Genomic DNA, 19099 nt, shown 5'->3' on the forward strand with positions numbered 1-19099 from the left:
CTCAGGATCGCATCATGAGCGGACCATCCGACTACCAGCCGAGCAATCCGGCCCTGCAATGGATCGAGCGGCGTCTGCCGATCCTCGGCCTCATGCACTCCTCCTTCGTGGTCTATCCCACCCCGCGCAACCTGAACTATTGGTGGACCTTCGGCGCCATCCTCTCCTTCATGCTGGGGATCCAGATCCTGACCGGCGTGATCCTGGCGATGCACTACACGCCGCATGCCGACCTCGCCTTCAAGTCGGTCGAGCTGCTCGTCCGTGACGTCAATTACGGCTGGCTGCTGCGCAACATGCATGCCGTCGGCGCCTCGATGTTCTTCGTCGCCGTCTATGTCCACATGCTGCGCGGCCTCTATTACGGCTCCTACAAGGAGCCGCGCGAGGTGCTCTGGATCCTCGGCGTCATCATCTACCTGCTGATGATGGCGACCGGCTTCATGGGCTACGTGCTGCCGTGGGGCCAGATGAGCTTCTGGGGCGCCACCGTCATCACCAATCTGTTCTCGGCCATCCCCTATGTCGGCGAGAGCATCGTGACGCTGTTGTGGGGCGGCTATTCGGTCGGCAACCCGACGCTGAACCGCTTCTTCTCGCTGCACTATCTATTGCCGTTCCTGATCGCGGGCGTCGTCGTGCTCCACGTCTGGGCGCTGCATGTCTCCGGCCAGAACAACCCTGATGGCGTCGAGCCCAAGACGGAGAAGGACACGGTTCCGTTCACGCCGCATGCGACCATCAAGGACATGTTTGGCGTGTCCTGCTTCATGCTGCTCTACGCCTGGTTCATCTTCTACATGCCGAACTATCTGGGTGACGCCGACAATTACATTCCGGCGAACCCGGGCGTGACGCCACCGCACATCGTGCCGGAATGGTATTACCTGCCCTTCTACGCGATCCTGCGCTCGATCCCGAACAAGCTCGCGGGCGTGATCGGGATGTTCTCGGCGATCATCATCCTGTGCTTCCTGCCCTGGCTTGATGCTGCCAAGACCAAATCGTCGAAGTACCGTCCGCTGGCCAAGCAGTTCTTCTGGATCTTCGTCGCGGTCTGCATCCTGCTCGGCTATCTCGGCGCGCAGCCGCCGGAAGGCATCTATGTGATCGCCGGCCGGGTCCTGACGTTCTGCTACTTCGCCTACTTCCTGATCGTGCTGCCGCTGCTCTCGCGGATCGAGAAGCCGCGGCCGGTGCCGAACTCGATCTCGGACGCCGTCCTGGCCAAAACCGGGAGCAGGTCGACGCCGATGGTGTCGAGCGCGATCGTGCTTGCGCTGGCGGGCGCGTTGTTTGCGGGCTCAGCCGATAGCGCGCGTGCCTCCGAAGGCAGCGACAAGCCGCCGGGCAACAAATGGTCGTTCGCCGGTCCGTTCGGCAAGTACGACCGCGGCGCATTGCAGCGCGGCTTGAAGGTCTACAAGGAAGTCTGCGCCAACTGCCACGGCCTGTCCTACGTCGCCTTCCGCAACCTCGCGGAAGCCGGCGGTCCCGGCTATTCGGTCGCGCAGGCTGCAGCCTTCGCCTCCGACTACAAGGTCAAGGACGGTCCGAACGACGCCGGCGATATGTTCGAGCGCCCGGGCCGGCCGGCGGATTATTTCCCCTCGCCATTCCCGAACGAGCAGGCCGCGCGTGCGGCGAATGGTGGCGCGGCGCCGCCGGATCTGTCGCTGATCACCAAGGCGCGCTCCTACGGCCGCGGCTTCCCCGGGTTCATCGTCGACTTCTTCACCCAATATCAGGAGCAGGGCCCGGACTACGTCTCGGCGGTGCTCCAGGGCTTTGAGGACAAGGCGCCCGAGGGTGTGACGATCCCGGAGGGGTCCTACTACAACAAGTACTTCCCGGGCCACGCCATCAAGATGCCGAAGCCGCTCAGCGACGGCCAGGTGACCTATGACGACGGCTCGCCGACCACGGTCGCGCAATACGCTAAGGACGTCACCACGTTCCTGATGTGGACCGCCGAACCGCACATGGAAGCGCGCAAGCGCCTCGGTTTCCAGGTGTTCATCTTCCTGATCATCTTCGCCGGCCTGATGTACTTCACCAAGAAGAAGGTCTGGGCCGACTCGCACTGAGCGGCCCGAGGCGAGAATGAAGAGGCCCCCGCAAGGGGGCTTTTTTGTTGGGCACGAGAGTGTGTTGTCAGGCGCGATTGCCTATCGCCCGCTCAAACGCCAAAATGCCGCCAACCGCTCCCCAAAAACTCGTCGGAGGACATCATGGGAACCGCCATCACCTTCAAGCGCCCGGACGGCAAGGACGCATCGGGCTATCTCGCCAATGCCGCGCGCGGCAACGCGCCGGGCGTGGTGGTCATCCAAGAATGGTGGGGCCTGTCGGACCAGATCAAGGGCCTGTGCGACCGCTTCGCGCTGGCCGGGTTCGATGCGCTCGCGCCCGATCTCTACAGGGGCAAGGTGGTGCCGTATCACGACACGGACGCGGCCGGCAAAGAGATGAACTCGCTCGATTTCATGGACGCCACCACGCAGACGGTGCGCGGCGCCACGCAATATCTGTCGCGCAATGGCGCCAAGGTGGGCCTGACCGGCTTCTGCCTCGGCGGCGCCGTCACCATCATCGGCGCGGTGCATGTGCCGGAGCTCGCCGCCGGCGTGGTGTTCTACGGCATCCCGCCAGAGCAGGCGGCCAAGCCCGCCGACGTCAAGATCCCGCTCCAGGCCCATTTCGCCAACAAGGACGATTGGTGCACGCCGGAACTGGTCAATGGCTTCGAAAAGGCCATGAAGGCCGCCGGCAAGTCGCTGGAGCTGTTCCGCTATGACGCCGAGCACGCCTTCGTCAACGAGCAGCGCCAGGCCGTGCACGACCGCGAAGCCGCCGAGCTGGCCTGGGGCCGGGCGACGGAGTTTTTCCGCAAGCATCTGGGGTAGGTTGGGCGCCAATCGCGCTACAATTTCGATGTCGTCCCGGCGAAGGCCGGGACCCATAACCACAACACTTTGTGGTTGGGGCGAGCTGCCACTGCGAGTCTTCGCCAAACTCAATTTTGTGGCTATGGGTCCCGGCCTTCGCCGGGACGACGGTGGAGATTGACATCACTGCCGGGCTACGGCGCAGGGGCCTACCCTTGACGCCGTCCCCGCGCCATGGTGAGTATCCGCCCATGAGCACCGCCGTCCGCCCATCCCGTCTTTGGTGGCGCACCTCCTGAGAGGTGGCCGGTGCGATTTATTCTCCCAAAATCGTCTGAGGTCGCCCACGCAGTGCGGCGGCCTGATCGTTTGTCCTGTGTGGCGTTCCCTCGACAAGTTTCGTAAGAGGATCCCATGAACAGGACCGTCTTTGCCCTTCCGGCTCGAAGCGACTATGTGACCCGCGCGGGGCTTGCGATCACGCGCGTGGCGGAACAGTTTTCCGGCGGCGCCAACCGGCTCGACGATCTCGTCAACCTGCTCGACCGCCGCCGCGGCGTGGTGCTGTCCTCGGGTACGACCGTGCCCGGCCGCTACGAAAGCTTTGACCTCGGCTTCTCCGATCCCCCGCTCAAGCTCGAGACCACCAGTGTCAATTTCAAGCTGGAAGCGCTGAACGCGCGCGGGGAGGTTCTGATCGCCTTCCTCGCCGACGTCTTGCGCGAACCCTGCGTCGTGATCTCTGAGACGACGCCCACGCGCCTTGCCGGTCATATCATCCGCGGCGAAGCCCCGATCGACGAAGACCAGCGCACGCGGCGCGCCAGCGTGATGTCGCTGGTGCGCGATCTCGTCGCCGCTTTCTCCGCCAATGACGACGGGGTGCTGGGTCTGTTCGGCGCCTTTGCTTACGACCTCGTGTTCCAGATCGAGGACCTCGTGCAGAAGCGCGCACGCGAGGCCGACCAACGCGACATCGTGCTCTACGTCCCCGACCGGCTGCTCGCCTATGACCGCGCCACCGGCCGCGGCGTCGTGCTCACTTACGATTTCGCGTGGAAGGGCAAGTCCACCGCGGGCCTGCCCCACGAGACCGCCGAGAGCCCCTACCTCAAGACACCGCGCCAGGGTTTTGCCGATCACGCGCCCGGCGAATATCAGGCTACGGTCGAGACCGCGCGCGCTGCCTTTGCGCGTGGCGATCTGTTCGAGGCGGTGCCGGGGCAACTCTTTGCCGAGCCCTGCGACCGCTCGCCGGCAGAAGTGTTCCAGCGGCTCTGCGTCATCAACCCGTCGCCTTACGGCGCGCTGATGAATCTCGGCGAGGGCGAATTTCTCGTCTCGGCCTCACCGGAAATGTTCGTGCGCTCGGACGGACGCCGGGTCGAGACCTGCCCGATCTCGGGGACGATCGCGCGCGGTACCGATGCGATCGGCGATGCCGAGCAGATCCGCCAGCTCCTGAACTCCGAGAAGGACGAGTTCGAGCTCAACATGTGCACCGACGTCGACCGCAACGACAAGGCGCGCGTCTGCGTCCCCGGCACGATCAAGGTGCTGGCACGCCGGCAGATCGAGACCTATTCAAAACTCTTCCACACGGTCGACCATGTCGAAGGCATGCTGCGTCCCGGCTTCGATGCGCTCGATGCGTTCCTCACCCATGCCTGGGCCGTCACCGTCACCGGCGCGCCAAAGCTCTGGGCGATGCAGTTCGTCGAGGATCACGAGCGCTCGCCGCGCCGCTGGTATGCCGGCGCGATCGGGGCGGTGAATTTCGACGGCAGCATCAACACCGGCCTCACCATCCGCACCATCCGGATGAAGGAAGGCCTCGCGGAAGTGCGTGTCGGTGCCACCTGTTTGTTCGACTCCGATCCCGCCGCCGAGGACCGCGAATGCCAGGTCAAGGCCGCGGCCCTGTTCCAGGCGCTGCGCGGCGATCCGCCGAAGCCGCTGTCGGCCTTCGCGCCCGATGCCACCGGAAGCGGCAAGCGGGTACTGCTGATCGACCATGACGACAGCTTTGTGCATATGCTGGCCGATTACTTCCGCCAGGTCGGCGCCGACGTCACCGTGGTCCGCCATGTGCATGCGCTGGACATGCTCAAGCAGAAGCGGTGGGATTTGCTCGTGCTGTCGCCCGGCCCCGGCAGGCCTGAGGATTTCGGGATCAAGAAGACCATCGACGCAGCGCTGGAGAACAAGCTGCCGGTGTTCGGGGTCTGCCTCGGCGTCCAGGCGATCGGCGAGTATTTCGGCGGCGAGCTCGGGCAGCTCACGCATCCCGCCCACGGCCGGCCCTCGCGGGTGCAGGTGCGCGGCGGGCGGCTGATGCGCAATCTGCCGAACGAGATCGTGATCGGCCGCTATCACTCGCTTTATGTCGAGCGTGACAGCATGCCGGAGGTGCTATCCGTCACCGCCAGCACCGAGGACGGCGTCGCCATGGCGCTCGAGCACAAGACCCTGCCGGTCGCCGGCGTGCAATTCCATCCGGAATCGCTGATGTCGCTGAGCGGCGAGGTGGGCTTACGAATTGTCGAGAACGCGTTCCGCCTGGATGCGCGCGCTGATTGAGAGGCACCATGACTTTTGACCACGATCTGAAGGCGAGCGTCCGCACCATCCCGGACTACCCGAAACCCGGGATCTTGTTCCGCGACATCACCACGCTGCTCGCGGATGCGCGTGCGTTCCGCCGCGCGGTCGACGAACTCGTCAATCCCTGGGCTGGCAACAAGATCGACAAGGTCGCCGGCATGGAAGCGCGCGGCTTCATCATAGGCGGCGCCGTGGCGCACCAGGTTTCGGCCGGCTTCGTGCCGATCCGGAAAAAAGGCAAGCTGCCGCACACCACCGTGCGGATCGCTTACTCCCTCGAATACGGCATCGACGAGATGGAGATGCATGTCGACGCGATCCAGCCCGGCGAACGCGTGATCCTGGTCGACGACCTCATCGCCACCGGCGGCACCGCGGAAGGCGCGGTGAAGCTGCTGCGTCAGATCGGCGCCAATGTGGTCGCCGCCTGCTTCATCATCGACCTGCCGGACCTCGGCGGCGCCGCCAAGCTGCGCGCGATGGACGTGCCGGTGCGCACGCTGATGACATTCGAGGGGCACTGAGCCAGGACGCCGAGGAGTATCGCCCGGGTAAATTATCGCCTAGGACCGTTGCAGGATCAGGCTGAGCTCCAGCTCGCGGAAGGCGAGATAGTTCCGCCGGGTCCACTGGTGCAGCTCGGTCGAGGCATCCTTCTCCTGGCGCAGATAGCCGGTGAAGGAGAAGTTCAGCCGGCCGATATAGGTCTTGAGAAAGCCGGGCAGCGCAGGCAGGCGGAATACCCGTCCGGCAGCCATCGCCGCCGGCAGCTCGCCGCGTATGATGTGCTCGTTGTCCACCGTGATCAGGTTAATCCGCGGGATCTGTTCGCGCAGCATCTCGTGGGCGCGGGCCGAGACGCGGTCGGTGTCGGCGACGAACAGGATCATCGGCGCGACGTGGCGGCGCGCCGCCTCTTTCAACAGGCCGATCTCCTCGGTCATCTTGAAGAACTCGTCAAAGGCGTGGAAGCCGAGGTCGATCACCTTGGCAACCCCGTCATCGACGATGACGCGATCCATCAGCTGCATCTTGCCGTAGGTGTCGATCACGTCGGCGGTCTCCGTGATCGTTGGCAGATAGTCGAGCAGCGACGGCTCCTTCAGGTTGACGTCGAAGGCCACGACGTTGCCGTTCTTGAGCAGCAAAAATTCGCTCAAAAGCCGCGCCAGCAGGGTCTTGCCGACCTGCGGGCGGGGCGAGCAAATGATGTAGAGGGGCGTCGCGGGCATCGATAGCTATATCAGTCGAACTCGGCGACCAATCCAGCCGTATCCGCCCGGCTTGCGCAACTATTTTTCGCTGTTGCGGGTCGTGGGCTTGGAGCCGACAATATCGGTCAGCCGGATCCGGTCGAATTCGCTCCAGACGTTCGCCAGCCAATGCCGGACATAGCCGCGCAGCACGAACGAATAGTTCGCGGCCTCGTCGTTGATACCCTTGTTGGCGACGAATTTCAGGAACGGAACGGAAGACACCTCGACCTGCTCATAGGCCATTTCGTTGAGCTTGGGGATGGTTAGCTCGGTCGCATCCTTGATGCGGTGGAAGTAGGAATTATAGGTCGCCTGGTCCCACTGGAAGAACTGGGTGTCGTTGATGAAGTTCTTCACCAGGAAGTATTTGGCGCCGGTCATGAAGCCCGCGGTCTCGGCGATTTCGTCCAGAGAGGCGATCGAGGGTCCGAGGATGTGGAACACGGCAAAGGTGATCTGGCCGGCCTTGGCGGCATCGAGGAAACCGATGTCGCGCAAGGAGGCGAGCGCCGGCGAGAGCAGGCCGGCGCGGACGTCGATCACGGTGACCGACGGGCTCGTGGCGTTGAGCGTATCGAAGATCTTCATCTGATCCGACGTCGTCGTCATGTCGACGATCTCGGTGATGTCGGGGTGGAAGCGCTTCAGGGTTCCGCGCGGTGACTCTGTGTCGAAGGCGCGCGTCGGCACGTTGTTGGCGGAAAAATAATCGAGCAGGGTGCGCGATACCGTGGTCTTGCCGACCCCGCCCTTGTCCGCGCCCACCACAACCACTGCCGGCTTTGCCATTGCTGTCCCCTAACGCGCGCCCCCGATCGCGAGGTCGCAATCGGACGGGCCCCAAATCGATGTCGCAAAGATGTCCCAAGTCTGCTGTTGGGCGCGAACATGGCAGAAACAAGGGAGAATTCAATTCCGCAGGCCCCAGTTACGGCAATTCCCGAGGTTTTTCCCAATCGCGATCAATCCTTCCGCGCATGGCGTCAAATCGCGCTCAATGGCGGCCCCAAGGACCCATAGGATTTCCCAAGGGATTGCTTACCCGATTGCCTATTGGGTTGCTGCTGGCGGTTCCGGGTGCGGGCACGGGCGGCGGACTGGCCGTGCCGCCTGCGTCGTTCCAGGGACCCTGGCGCAGCGGCGGTGGGGTGTTCTGGCGGTCGGCTTGCGTGTCTGGCTCCTCGGCCTCGTAGGCGGGAGGCGGCAGCGGGCCAGGATCACGGCCGCCGGCGAACTTGACCAGCGCGTCCACCCGGGACTGCACCGAGGGGTGGGTCGCGAATAAATCGGCGAAGCCCTCGCGCGGATTGTCGACGCAGAGCTCCATCACCGCCGAGGTTGCGCCCGGCAGCTCGCCGCGGTTCTCGATCTTGCGCAGGGCCGAGATCATGGCGTCCGGGTTTTTCGTCAGCTCAACGGAGCCCGCGTCCGCGAGATATTCCCGCGAGCGCGATAGCGCGAGCTTCACCACCTGCGACAACAGCCAGGCCACCACGATCAGCACGACCGCGATGATGATCACGATCACCGCGCCGCCGCCCGAACTCTTGCTGTCGCTCGACGACGAGGACGATCGTGAGGACGAGGAGGAGCCCGACGACCACGAGCCGCCGGAGCCGGAGCTCCAGCTGAAATTCGTGAACAGGCGGAAGAACAATTCGCCGAAGAACCCGACCACGCCCGCGATGATGACGGCGACCACCATGAGCTGCACGTCGCCGTTCTTGATATGGGTCAGCTCGTGACCCAGCACCGCCTCGATCTCCTTGTCGTCCAACGCATTGAGGAGACCGGTGGTGACGGTGATCGAATATTGCCGCGGGTTGAGGCCGGTCGCGAACGCGTTCAGCGCCGGGCTCTCCATGATCTTCAGCTTCGGCATCGTGATGCCGCGCGAGATGCAGAGATTTTCGAGCAGATTATAGAGCCGCGGCTCTTCCTGCCGGGTGACGTCGTGGCCGCCGGTCACCGCATCGATCATCGACTGGTGGAAGAAATAGGCGATCACGATCCAGGCCGCTGCCACGACGGTCGCAACCGGAGCGGCCACTTTCAGGTCATAGAAGGCACGGCTCAGATAATAGACGACGGTCTCGTCGCCATTGATGACGACTTCAGCGATCAGCGCGCCGGCATAGACCAGCACATAGACCAGCGCGAACAGGCCGGCGAGCAGCAGCATCGAACGAAACTTGTTCGAGGCGATGTGCGTGTAGAGACCATACGCGGCCATGACGCGCCTTCCTCAATGTCCGTCGTTCCGGGGCGCGCCGAAGGCGTGAACCCGGAACCTCGAGATTCCCTGGTGCGCAAGCGCGCACCATGGTTCGTCGCCTTGCGACGCCCCGGAATGACGAAGAAAAACGATGGACATGTCAGGCAATCAGAACTTCACCTGCGGCGTGGCTTCGACCTCGGAGCGGCTGGCACCAAGATCGAAGAAGTCCTTTTTGGTGAAGCCGAACATGCCGGCGAACAGAGCGGCGGGCATCTGCTGGATGCCGGTGTTGTATTCCTGGACCGCGCTGTTGAAGAAGCGGCGGCTGGCCGCGATCTTGTTCTCGAGGTCGGACAGCTCGCTGGCGAGCTGCTGGAAATTGGCGTTGGCCTTGAGGTCGGGATAGGCCTCCGACAGCGCGATCAGCCGGCCGAGCGCGCCCGAGAGCTGGTTCTCGGCCGCGGACACCTGCGCCGGTCCCTGCGCCGACATCGCCGAATTGCGCGCCTTGATGACGTCGTCGAGCGTGCCGCGCTCATGCGAGGCATAGCCCTTCACCGTCTCGACCAGGTTCGGGATCAGATCGTGACGCTGCTTGAGCTGCACGTCGATGTCGGCAAAGGCCTGGCCGACGCGCTGGCCCAGCGCCACCAGCCGGTTGTAGGCGGCGAAGGCAAAGGAACACGAGGACGACGATAACGCCGAGGACGATCCAGCCGGTCGACATGGAGAACTCCTGAAGGGGGAAGAAGGCGAGCGCTAGGGTAGACCAAATTGGCGCGGAGCGAGAGCCCCGGCGCAGAGGGAAGGTAGGATTTGGTCGGATGAGGGACCATCCGAGTTCAAGGTGAAAGAGCCGGAGGAGGTTAACTTTCGGACATGGCGGCATCACCCCAGCGCCACCGCCTTGCGTCCGCATAGGCGGCCTTGTCCCGCCGGGGGACCTTGGCGAGTTCGACACCGTCCTCCGTGCAGAGCTTTGCAGCGATCTCGGCCTTGCCGACATCCGGCGGCGCCAGCACGCGCGCGGCGCGGGCTGCGGGCGGCGTGCGGGTCAGCGCCACATAGATGAACCGCTCGTCCTCGAACGGCACCTCGGCGCCCTTGATCTGGCGGTGAGCCTGCGAGCGCGGCAGGCGCTGTGAGAAATGGCACCAGTCGGGCGCCGTCAGCGGACACGGCTTTTCGTGCGGGCAGGGTGCGGCGACATAGGCGCCCGCCGCGATCAGTTGCTGGCGCAAAGCGAGGATGCGGGCGTAGCCGGCGGGCGTGCCGGGCTCGATCACGACCAGCGCGTGGCGCGCTTTCGCCCACATCGCTTCCGCGAGATTGCGTTGATCGCCCTCACTGAGCTCGCCAATGACATAACTCGCGACGACGAGATCGGCTTGCGAGAACTCGGCGAGGTTCGCGCCGGCATCGCCCGGCAGATAGCGGCAGTCCGCCAGACGCGTGCTGTCGCGCGCCAGTTCGAGCGCGAGACGGCTCAGCGTGGCGTTGGCGTCGAGCAGGGTGAAATCCTGCAGCGAGGAGAACGCCTCCGCAGCGGCCCAGCTCGCGGTGCCCGGACCTGCGCCGACGTCGAGCAGCGTTTCCGGAGCGAGGTCAGTTACGATCTCGGTCAGCGCATTCAGACTGGCCGCCACCGCCGCGTAGGTCGCCGGCATGCGCGCGAGCGCATAGGCGAGCGCGTCGGCATCCGACTTGATCGTGCCGGAGCCGCCGCCTGTGCGGTAGGTGGTCGAGATTCTCTGCGATCGCTGCGCTGCGTCGGTGCGCGAGAACCCCTGGAGCTTGCCGTCGAGGGCGGCCTTTAGCTCAGCGGGAAGCGTGGGCGAGATCATCTTAATTCGCCGTCATTCCGGGGCGCGCGTAGCGCGAATCCGGAATCTTGAAATGGTGGCGCGAGATTCCGGGTTCGATGCTGCGCATCGCCCCGGAATGACGGCCAAAAAATCACGCCACGTTCTGGTCGAGAATGTCCACCGCCTCTTGCAGGTTCACCGACACCAGCTGCGAGACGCCGCGTTCGGCCATGGTGACGCCGAACAGGCGGTTCATCCGCGCCATCGTGATCGGGTTGTGCGTGATGATGATGAAGCGCGTGTCGGTCGAGGCGGTCATCTCGTGCAACAGGTTGCAATAGCGCTCGACGTTGTGGTCGTCGAGCGGCGCGTCGACTTCGTCCAGCACGCAGATCGGCGAAGGGTTGGTGAGGAACACCGCGAAGATCAGCGCCATCGCGGTCAGCGCCTGCTCACCGCCGGAGAGCAGCGACAGCGTCTGTGGCTTCTTGCCCGGCGGCTTGGCGATGATTTCGAGGCCCGCTTCGAGAGGATCATCGCTCTCGATCAAATGCAGCGCGGCTTCGCCGCCACCGAACAGCTCGACGAACAGGCGCTTGAAGTGGTTGTTGACGACCTCGAACGACGTCAGCAGCCGCTCGCGCGCCTCCTTGTTGAGGCTCTGGATACCCTGGCGCAGCCGCTTGATGGCCTCGACGAGATCGTCGCGCTCGGTGACCAGACCGTTGTGCTGGGTCTCGACCTCGCGCAGCTCTTCCTCGGCGCGCAAATTGACCGCACCCAGGCGCTCGCGATCGCGGCGCATTTTTTCGAGGTCTTCCTCGATGTCGTGCAGCGGCGGCAACTCCGTGCCGGGTTCGATCTCGGCGAGGCCGGCAACGGCCTGCGGTTCGACTTCCAGCATGTCGCGGATTTCGCGCTCGATGTCCTCGAGCCGGCGACGCGCACCTTCCATGCGCTCCTCGGCGCGGGCGGTGGCCTCGCGGGAGCTTGAGAGTGCCTCGAGCGTCAGCTTCGCGACGCGATCGGTTTCGGCCATCGCGGTTTCCGCGCTGGCGAGCGCATCGGCGGCCATGCGGCGGTCGTTTTCGGCATATTCGATCTCGGTGATCAGCGCGCTACGCTTCTCCGCGAACACGGCCGGCGCGTTCTCGAGATCGCTGCGCTCGATCGAGACTTCGGCGATGCGCGCCTGGATGGTGTCGATGTGGGAGGTCGCGCTCTCCTTTCGGTTCTGCCACTCGGTGCGTTCGGCGAGGATCGCCTGCACGCGGCGGTCGGCCAGCTCGGCTTCGCGCGCCAACGCCTGTGCCTCGGCGCGGACCTGGGCGGCCATGCGGCGATGGCCTTCGATGTCGCTGCGGACGGCGGCGAGACGGGTTTCGGTGTCCTCGCTCGACGGCAGCTCGGAGATCCCGGCTTCGGCGTATTCGTAGGCGGCTTCGGCCTCGGCACGGTCGGCGGCCAGACGGCTGTGCGCTTCCGACAGCGTCGCCTTGCGCGCGGCGTGGCGGCTGATCTCGCGCTCGACCGTGGCATGGCGCTCGCGCGCGACGTTGAGCTCGCGCTGTGCGGCGCGCCAGGCTTCGCGGCTCGCACCTTCGGTGCTGGCGGCCATCTGCAGCTCGGCCTCGGCGTTCTCCAGCGCCTGACGCTTGATCTGCGCGTCGATGCGGGCCTGCTCCAGTTCGTTCTCGACGTCGATGAGGCGGGCGCGCTCGGCGAGCCGCCGTGCTGCGCCGGTCGGCGCGTGGGCGGCTGCGACAAAGCCATCCCAGCGCCAGACGTCGCCTTCGGGCGAGACCAGCCGCTGGCCGGTCTTGAGCTGCGAGACCAGTTCGGCGCCGCGCTCGCGCGGCACCACGCCGATCTGCGCCAGGCGGCGGGTCAGCTCGGCCGGGGCTTGCACGTGGCTGGCGAGCGGCACGACGCCTTCGGGCAGTTCCGGATCGCCGTCGGTGACGCCGGCATTGGTCCAGCGCATCGGCGCGGACGGATCGACCGGGGCGTCGAGATCGTCGCCGAGGGCTGCGCCGATCGCCTTTTCGAATCCCTTGTCGACGGTGATGCCGTCGATGATCGGCGGCCACAGATTCTTGGTCTCGCCGTTGAGGATCTTGGAGATCGTGCGCGCCTCGGTATCGAGCCGCTGCACGCGCTTGTCGGCTTCGACGAGCGGCGAGCGCGAGGATTCCAGCGTCTGCCGCGCGGCGACATGCGCGGCTTCGCTGGCCTGAGCCGCGGCTTCCGAGGCCGCCAGCGTCTGCTCGGCGTTCTCGACGGTCGCGGTCAGCTCGTCGAGATCGCCGAAGCCGCCGGTCGCCTCGGTGAGCTTCTGCTCTTCCGCCGCGACGTTCGAAATCTCCTGATCGAGCCGGGCGAGCTTGTCGCGGTGGGTGCGAACGTTGGCTTCGAGCTGATTGCGCTTGGCGGTGAGGTCGGCGAGCGCGGTGGTGAGCTCGGCGAACTGCTGCTCGGTTTCGGTCAACACCGCCTCGGCTTCGGCGACACGCTCGTCGACGCCGGAGCGCTTCTCGACGCGCGACTTGATCTCTTCCTTCAGCTCGGCATCTTCGGCGTCGAGGCGCTGCAGCGCGACGTCGGCGTCCATGGTCTGCTGCTGGGCACGCGAGATATCGCCTTCGAACTGTGCGAGGCGCCGCTCGAGCTCCGCGACGCGCTCCTTGGCGCGCTCTTCCTCGCGATCGAGCAGCTCGCGGGCGTTGGTGAGGCGCTGCAGCCCGGCTGCCGCGCGCGCTTCCGCATCGCGCAGCGCCGGCATTTCGGCGGCGCGGATCGCCTGGATGCGGGCGGCCTCGGCCTGGTGCTGGGTCCGCTCGGCCATCTCGCGGACCGCGAGATCGTGGGTGTGGCCGGATTCGTTGACGTCGGCATGGGCGCCGATCCAGCGCAGGTGGAACAGGGTTGCTTCGGCCTTGCGGACCTTGGCCGCAACTTCGCGATAGCGCACGGCCTGGCGGGCCTGCTTCTTGAGGCCTTCCATTTGCCCCGCCAGCTGGCCGATCACGTCCTCGACGCGGGTGAGGTTGGTTTCGGCCGCCTTGAGCCGCAGCTCGGCTTCGTGGCGGCGGGCGTGCAGGCCGGCGACGCCGGCGGCGTCTTCCAGCACGCGGCGGCGTTGCTCGGGCTTGGCCTGAATGATCTCGCCGATCTTGCCCTGGTGGACCAGGGCTGGCGAGCGCGCGCCGGTGGCGGCGTCGGCGAACAGAATCTGCACGTCGCGGGCGCGCACGTCGCGGCCGTTGATGCGGTAGACCGAACCTGCCTCGCGCTCGATACGGCGGGAAATTTCCAGAAGCTGGCTGTCGTTCATCGCCGCCGGCGCGGTGCGATCGGAATTGTCGATCGTCATCGTCACTTCGGCGTGGTTGCGCGCGGGACGATTGCCGGAGCCGGCGAAGATCACCGCGTCCATGTCGGCGGCGCGCAACGACTTGTAGGAGGTCTCGCCCATCGCCCAGCGCAGCGCCTCGACGAGATTCGACTTGCCGCAGCCGTTGGGGCCGACCACGCCGGTCAGGCCGGGCTCGATGACGAAGTCGGTGGCCTCAACAAAGGACTTGAAGCCGTGAAGGCGCAGGCGGGTGATTTTCATAAGCACGCATCTCTGTTGGCAGGCGCGAATCCCCCTGCCGGGACAATACCATGGAAGGCAATGTCGCTATCCGGGCGAGTCGCGCGAGGCGCCTCATGCGGCTGGACAATGGCCGCGGTGCGCTGCGAGGGCAACCGGCGAAAGCCGCTTTTCCCAAGGGATTTATGCCGGGAAAGATACGGCTATCGAGATGCGAATCAGGGATTGTGCCGTGCGAATCAGCTCTTCAGCAGCGGATTGATCTTCTTGGCGAATTCCTCGAACGAGGTCTCGCCCTTGATCTTCTCGCCGTTGATGAAGAACGTCGGCGTCGAATCGACCTTCAGAACGTCGCTGGCATATTTCTGGTCGGCGGCGATCTTGTCGAGCAGCGCCTGGTCCTTCAGACAGGCCTCGACCTGCTGCTGGGTGAGGCCGGCTTGCTTGCCGATCCGCGTCAGGGTCTCCGTGGTGTTCTTCGCCACCCAGTCGTTCTGCTGGCGGAACAGCATGTCAGTGACCGCAAAGTATTTCGGTGCGTCGCCATTGGCGATGCAGCGTGACAGCATCGAGCCCGCGGCGGCTTTGATGTCGAGCGGGAACTCGCGGAAGATGTAACGGACCTTGCCGGCGTCGATGTATTCCGACTTGATCTTGGGAAACACCTGCTCATTGAAAGCCGCGCAATGCGGGCAGGTCATCGAGGCGTATTCGGTGATGGTGACCGCGGCGTCCTTCGGGCCCAGCGCCATGTCGGGCAGTGACACCGGCTTGGCGACGTCGCCAGCGGCCTGCGCGATAGCTTCCGAGATGAACCGCAGCGGCGAGAACCCGGCGAGCGCGGCAAGCCCGGTCAGCGACAGCATCGAGGTGAAGGCGCGGCGGGTGATGATCAAGGTCGGCTCCCGGATTGGCGTGGTCTCGCCCGAAATTCCCATTCAGACGGCCTGTCGCTAGCTTGAAACGTTGTTTGAGGCAATGGCGAGCGGCAAGGACAGGTCCAGTTTGGCCGCCGAATAAGGCTCAATTTCGCTTGATAGCGGCCCCCAGGCGCGCCAGCGCCGACTTCAATTGTTCATCTTCGATGTCGCCCAGGCGCTCAGCCACCTCGGCCACCGATTTGGCGTCCGGCGGGGCGGGCCGGGTTGGCCGCCGGGCGCGCGACAGTGGAGCCTGGCGGAAGGCCAGCTTGCCGACCGCGCTCCAGCCGAAGAAGCGGTTGACCCGCTGCAGGATCACATCGGCGGAGTGCTGGATCTCCAGCGCCATCGGCCCCTCGACCCGCAGCACCAGCGTGGCCGGCTCCTGCGGCTGACCCTCGACCGGCCGCGGCCATTGCATCTTGAGCGGCTCGGCATGGGCCGCGATCTCCGGTCCGGCAATCTGCGCCCACCGCGTCACCAGCTCGCGCGCGGCAAAACCCTGCTTGGCATAGGCCTCGGCGAAGACGTCGTTGAGCAGGAGCGACAGCGGCTTGGCGCTGATAGGACCGGGTTTGATGGGGCGAAGCTTGGACATGGGACCTTATAGCACTCCGGCGCGTCTGCCACAGGCTCTTCGCCGCGAAGAAAAACGTGGACGCCCGCGACCAGCGTGGGCACGACGTGGAGAGATCGGTGCATTGCCGTTACAGTGCGAACATGAGCCCCAAATCCGCCCTCAGGGCGAAATCGGAACCAGTTCCGCCGCAGACCTCGTCGCGCCCGCTCGCGCTGCTCGATTGGTACGACCGCCACCGCCGCCGCTTACCCTGGCGCGCTGCGCCCGGCGAGGCATCTGACCCTTACCGCGTCTGGCTGTCCGAGATCATGCTGCAGCAGACCACGGTGAAGGCGGTCGGGCCCTATTTCGAAAAATTCGTCGCGCGCTGGCCTGATGTCACCGCGCTCGGACGGGCCTCGCAGGACGACGTGCTGCGGATGTGGGCCGGGCTCGGCTATTATTCTCGCGCCCGTAATCTCCATGCCTGCGCGGTCGCGGTGATGCGCGAGCATGGCGGCACCTTTCCCGATACCGAAGTGGGTCTGCGCGCGTTGCCGGGCATCGGGCCCTATACGGCGGCAGCGATCGCGGCGATCGCTTTCGACCGCCGCACCATGCCGGTCGACGGCAATATCGAGCGCGTGGTCTCGCGGCTCTTTGCTGTTGAAGAAGAACTTCCGCAGGCCAAACCGCGGATCCAGCACTTGGCTGCGACGCTGCTCGCCGACTCCCGCGCCGGTGATAGCGCGCAGGCGCTGATGGATCTGGGTGCCTCGATCTGCACGCCGAAAAAGCCAGCCTGCTCGCTATGCCCACTCAACGAGGACTGCACGGCGCGCACGCTGGGAACGCAGGATACGTTTCCGCGCAAGGCGCCGAAGAAGAGCGGCGCGCTACGGCGCGGCGCCGCTTTCGTTGTCACGCGCGGCGACGAGCTTCTCGTCCGCAGCCGTCCCGAAAAGGGTCTGCTCGGCGGCATGACCGAGGTACCGGGATCGGATTGGCTGGCCGAGCAGGACGATGCCAAGGCAAAACAGCAGGCGCCCGAGCTGAAGGGGCTGTCGCGCTGGCAACGCAAGGTCGGCGTGGTCACCCACGTCTTCACGCATTTCCCGCTGGAACTGGTGGTCTACACGGCGAGGGCCGAAGCGCGGACGCGGGCACCCGCCGGCATGCGCTGGGTGCCCATCGCCATTCTCGCGGACGAAGCATTGCCCAACGTCATGCGTAAGGTGATTGCGCATGGATTGGACCCCTAGCAGCCCATCCTGCTGACAACATGCTGGCAGCAGGCCTGCGTTAGCTGTGGTCTGCAACGGAGGCTCGCATGATCAAGACCGCGCTCGACAACTTTCCCAGGCCGCCTTGTGCCGAGCTATTGGGGTGGCGTCTGCTCGATGCCCGTCCCGGGGAAGGCTGGATCAAGCTCGCCTTCGACGGCAAGCCGGAGTTCTGCAATCCAGCCGGCTTCATCCAGGGCGGCATGCTCTCGGCCATGCTCGACGACACGATGGGCCCCGCCGTGCTGGTGATGAGCGAGGGCCGGCTCTACACCACCACCATCAGCATGACCGTGAATTTCCTGGCGCCCGCGAAGCCCGGACCGATCATCGGTGAAGCCAAGGTGACGCAGCTCGGCAGGACGATTGCGTTTGTCGGGGCGAGGTTGACGGCAGAGGACGGCACGCTGCTGGCGACGGCAAGCGCGAGCGAGCGGCTGCTCGAAGCGGCGAGGGTGGTGGGCAAATAGTCTAGCCGCGTAGGCGCTACCCCTTCTCCCCTTGCGGGAGAAGCTGGCGCGAAGCGCCGGATGAGGGGTATCTCTCGGCGAGGTCAAGTTGTCAGAGATGCGCTCGCGGAGACAGACCCCTCACCTGAGTGAGTCCGCGTCTACCGGCATCGCTGCCCTCTCCCACAAGGGGCGAGGGCGCATCAACGCGCGTCTCGCTTCGTGCGAATACTCATTTCGTCGCGCGCGCACCCGCGCTCACGATCGGCGGCTTCGCGTTCAGCGCTTCCACCTGGAAGCCGGCGACGCGCTTGTAGTTGGCGGCAACATCCTCCAGCTCCTGTTGCGACAGCACGTCAGTGACGACCTTGTAGCCATCCGGCGCGCGCTCTTCGACGAGCTGCATCACCTGCTCGGGGCCGTTCTTGCGGTTGAGCAGGACGAGGCTGGTGGTTGCGGGCCGCCGCTCGGCCTCATAGGCGAGCAGGGCCGCCTGTGTCGGGCCGTGCGCCAGGATCTCGCGGGTGATGGTGCGGGCATCGAGGATCGCCTGCGAGGCGCCGTTGGACCCGATCGGGTACATCGGATGTGCGGCGTCGCCCATCAGCGTGGCGCGGCCGAAAGTCCATTGTGACACCGGATCGCGGTCGACCAGCGGATATTCGTAGGCATGCGGGCAGTTCTTGATCAGGCCGGGCACGTCGAGCCAGTCGAATTGCCAGCTCTCGAACCAGGGCAGAAACTCCTCCAGCCGGGCGGTGCGGTTATAGTCCTCGCGCCGCCATTGATAGGTCGGCGGCATGTGGCGCTCGGCAACCCAGTTGATCAGATGGTTGCCCGCGGCGTCCGGTTCCTTCGAGATCGGATAGCAGACGAATTTCAGGATCTCGTGGCCGGCCATGATCATGGTGCGGCCGCTGAGGAAGGCTTTTGCAGGCGTGACGCCGCGCCAGAGGATGCGGCCGTTCCAGATCGGCGGGCCTTCGTCGGGATAGAGTTTTTCTCGCGCGGCGGAATGGATGCCGTCGGCGGCGATCAGGATCTTGCCGTCGTAAGTCCCCGCGGCCTTGCCGGTGGCCTTGTCGATGAAATCGGCGCGCACGCCGTCAGCGGTTTCGCTCCAGCCGGTCAGATGATGGCTGGTGAGGATGTTGTCACGGCCGAGGCGCTCGATGGCGGTGTCGAGCAGCAATTGCTGGAGCGTGCCGCGATGGATGGAAAACTGCGGCCATTTGTAGCCGGCCTCGAGCCCGCGCGGCTCGCTCCAGATCGGCTTGCCGTGCTTGGAGAAGTAGGCCAGCTCACGGGTGCGCACGCCGGCGGCATCGAGCTTGTCCATCAGCCCGAGCTCGATCAGCTCGCGCACCGCGTGCGGCAGCACGTTGATGCCGACACCGAGCGGCCGCAGCTCGGCGACGCTCTCGAACACTTTCACGGGAATGCCGATTCCGTGCAGGCTGAGCGCAAGCGTCAGGCCGCCGATGCCGCCACCGGCGATGAGTACGGTCATGGGAAAGCCCCT

The 19099-nt window shown here is 65.3% G+C and carries 14 protein-coding genes and 1 pseudogene; 6 read left to right on the top strand and 9 right to left on the bottom strand.

The features are described from left to right. Positions 1-14: 14 nt before the first annotated feature. The 4 genes from fbcH to AC0L3K_RS11195 all read left to right on the top strand — a co-directional run bounded on the left by fbcH (position 15) and on the right by AC0L3K_RS11195 (position 6016). Complete coding sequence (fbcH, locus tag AC0L3K_RS11180) at positions 15-2087, top strand: cytochrome b/c1 (RefSeq protein ID WP_473365983.1); 2073 nt, start codon at positions 15-17, stop codon at positions 2085-2087. 144 nt (positions 2088-2231) lie between these two features. Then, entirely contained in the window at positions 2232-2906 is a 675-nt protein-coding gene (locus AC0L3K_RS11185; protein WP_007595039.1) for a dienelactone hydrolase family protein, read from the top strand. Positions 2907-3302: 396 nt separating this feature from the next. After that, positions 3303-5468, top strand: coding sequence for an anthranilate synthase component I (locus AC0L3K_RS11190; RefSeq protein ID WP_473365984.1), 2166 nt, complete (start codon positions 3303-3305; stop codon positions 5466-5468). Between the two features lie 8 nt (positions 5469-5476). Further along, positions 5477-6016, top strand: a complete 540-nt coding sequence (locus tag AC0L3K_RS11195; RefSeq protein ID WP_007595035.1) for an adenine phosphoribosyltransferase — start codon at positions 5477-5479, stop codon at positions 6014-6016. A 39-nt stretch (positions 6017-6055) separates the two neighbouring features. Here the strand turns inward: AC0L3K_RS11195 and AC0L3K_RS11200 are convergent, their stop codons facing one another. The 8 genes and pseudogenes from AC0L3K_RS11200 to AC0L3K_RS11235 form a co-directional block, all read right to left on the bottom strand. Continuing rightward, positions 6056-6724, bottom strand: a complete 669-nt coding sequence (locus tag AC0L3K_RS11200) for a hypothetical protein (RefSeq protein ID WP_007595033.1) — start codon at positions 6722-6724, stop codon at positions 6056-6058. Positions 6725-6784: 60 nt separating this feature from the next. Further along, positions 6785-7537 (bottom strand): P-loop NTPase family protein, encoded by a 753-nt coding sequence (locus AC0L3K_RS11205; RefSeq protein ID WP_007595031.1) that lies wholly within the window; start codon positions 7535-7537, stop codon positions 6785-6787. 205 nt (positions 7538-7742) lie between these two features. Beyond that, positions 7743-8981, bottom strand: a complete 1239-nt coding sequence (locus AC0L3K_RS11210) for a M48 family metallopeptidase (protein ID WP_473365985.1) — start codon at positions 8979-8981, stop codon at positions 7743-7745. A 150-nt stretch (positions 8982-9131) separates the two neighbouring features. Beyond that, positions 9132-9693 (bottom strand): annotated as a pseudogene (locus AC0L3K_RS11215) (LemA family protein). 139 nt (positions 9694-9832) lie between these two features. Further along, a complete protein-coding gene (locus AC0L3K_RS11220; RefSeq protein ID WP_473365986.1) occupies positions 9833-10810 on the bottom strand; it encodes a small ribosomal subunit Rsm22 family protein in 978 nt (325 codons plus the stop codon). Between the two features lie 112 nt (positions 10811-10922). Further along, the gene (gene smc / locus AC0L3K_RS11225; protein WP_473365987.1) at positions 10923-14387 is read right to left on the bottom strand and encodes a chromosome segregation protein SMC; all 3465 of its coding nucleotides are present in this window, start codon (positions 14385-14387) and stop codon (positions 10923-10925) included. Between the two features lie 218 nt (positions 14388-14605). Then, positions 14606-15262: a DsbA family protein gene (locus tag AC0L3K_RS11230; RefSeq protein WP_354169754.1), complete on the bottom strand. Its 657-nt coding sequence runs from the start codon at positions 15260-15262 to the stop codon at positions 14606-14608. A 127-nt stretch (positions 15263-15389) separates the two neighbouring features. Beyond that, complete coding sequence (locus AC0L3K_RS11235; protein WP_007595017.1) at positions 15390-15884, bottom strand: DUF721 domain-containing protein; 495 nt, start codon at positions 15882-15884, stop codon at positions 15390-15392. A gap of 122 nt (positions 15885-16006) precedes the next feature. On the opposite strand from AC0L3K_RS11235, the gene mutY reads away from it, so the two are divergent. Together mutY and AC0L3K_RS11245 are read left to right on the top strand one after the other, a co-directional pair. Then, positions 16007-17107 carry an A/G-specific adenine glycosylase gene (mutY, locus tag AC0L3K_RS11240; protein ID WP_473365988.1) on the top strand — a complete coding sequence of 367 codons (1101 nt, stop codon included), beginning with the start codon at positions 16007-16009 and terminating at the stop codon, positions 17105-17107. Between the two features lie 68 nt (positions 17108-17175). Further along, positions 17176-17598 (top strand): PaaI family thioesterase, encoded by a 423-nt coding sequence (locus AC0L3K_RS11245; RefSeq protein WP_473365989.1) that lies wholly within the window; start codon positions 17176-17178, stop codon positions 17596-17598. A gap of 211 nt (positions 17599-17809) precedes the next feature. Here AC0L3K_RS11245 and AC0L3K_RS11250 read toward each other — a convergent pair whose 3' ends face one another. After that, positions 17810-19087: a flavin-dependent oxidoreductase gene (locus tag AC0L3K_RS11250; protein ID WP_473365990.1), complete on the bottom strand. Its 1278-nt coding sequence runs from the start codon at positions 19085-19087 to the stop codon at positions 17810-17812. Positions 19088-19099 lie beyond the last annotated feature (12 nt).

The sequence above is a fragment of the Bradyrhizobium sp. MI1.10 genome (assembly GCF_055811035.1).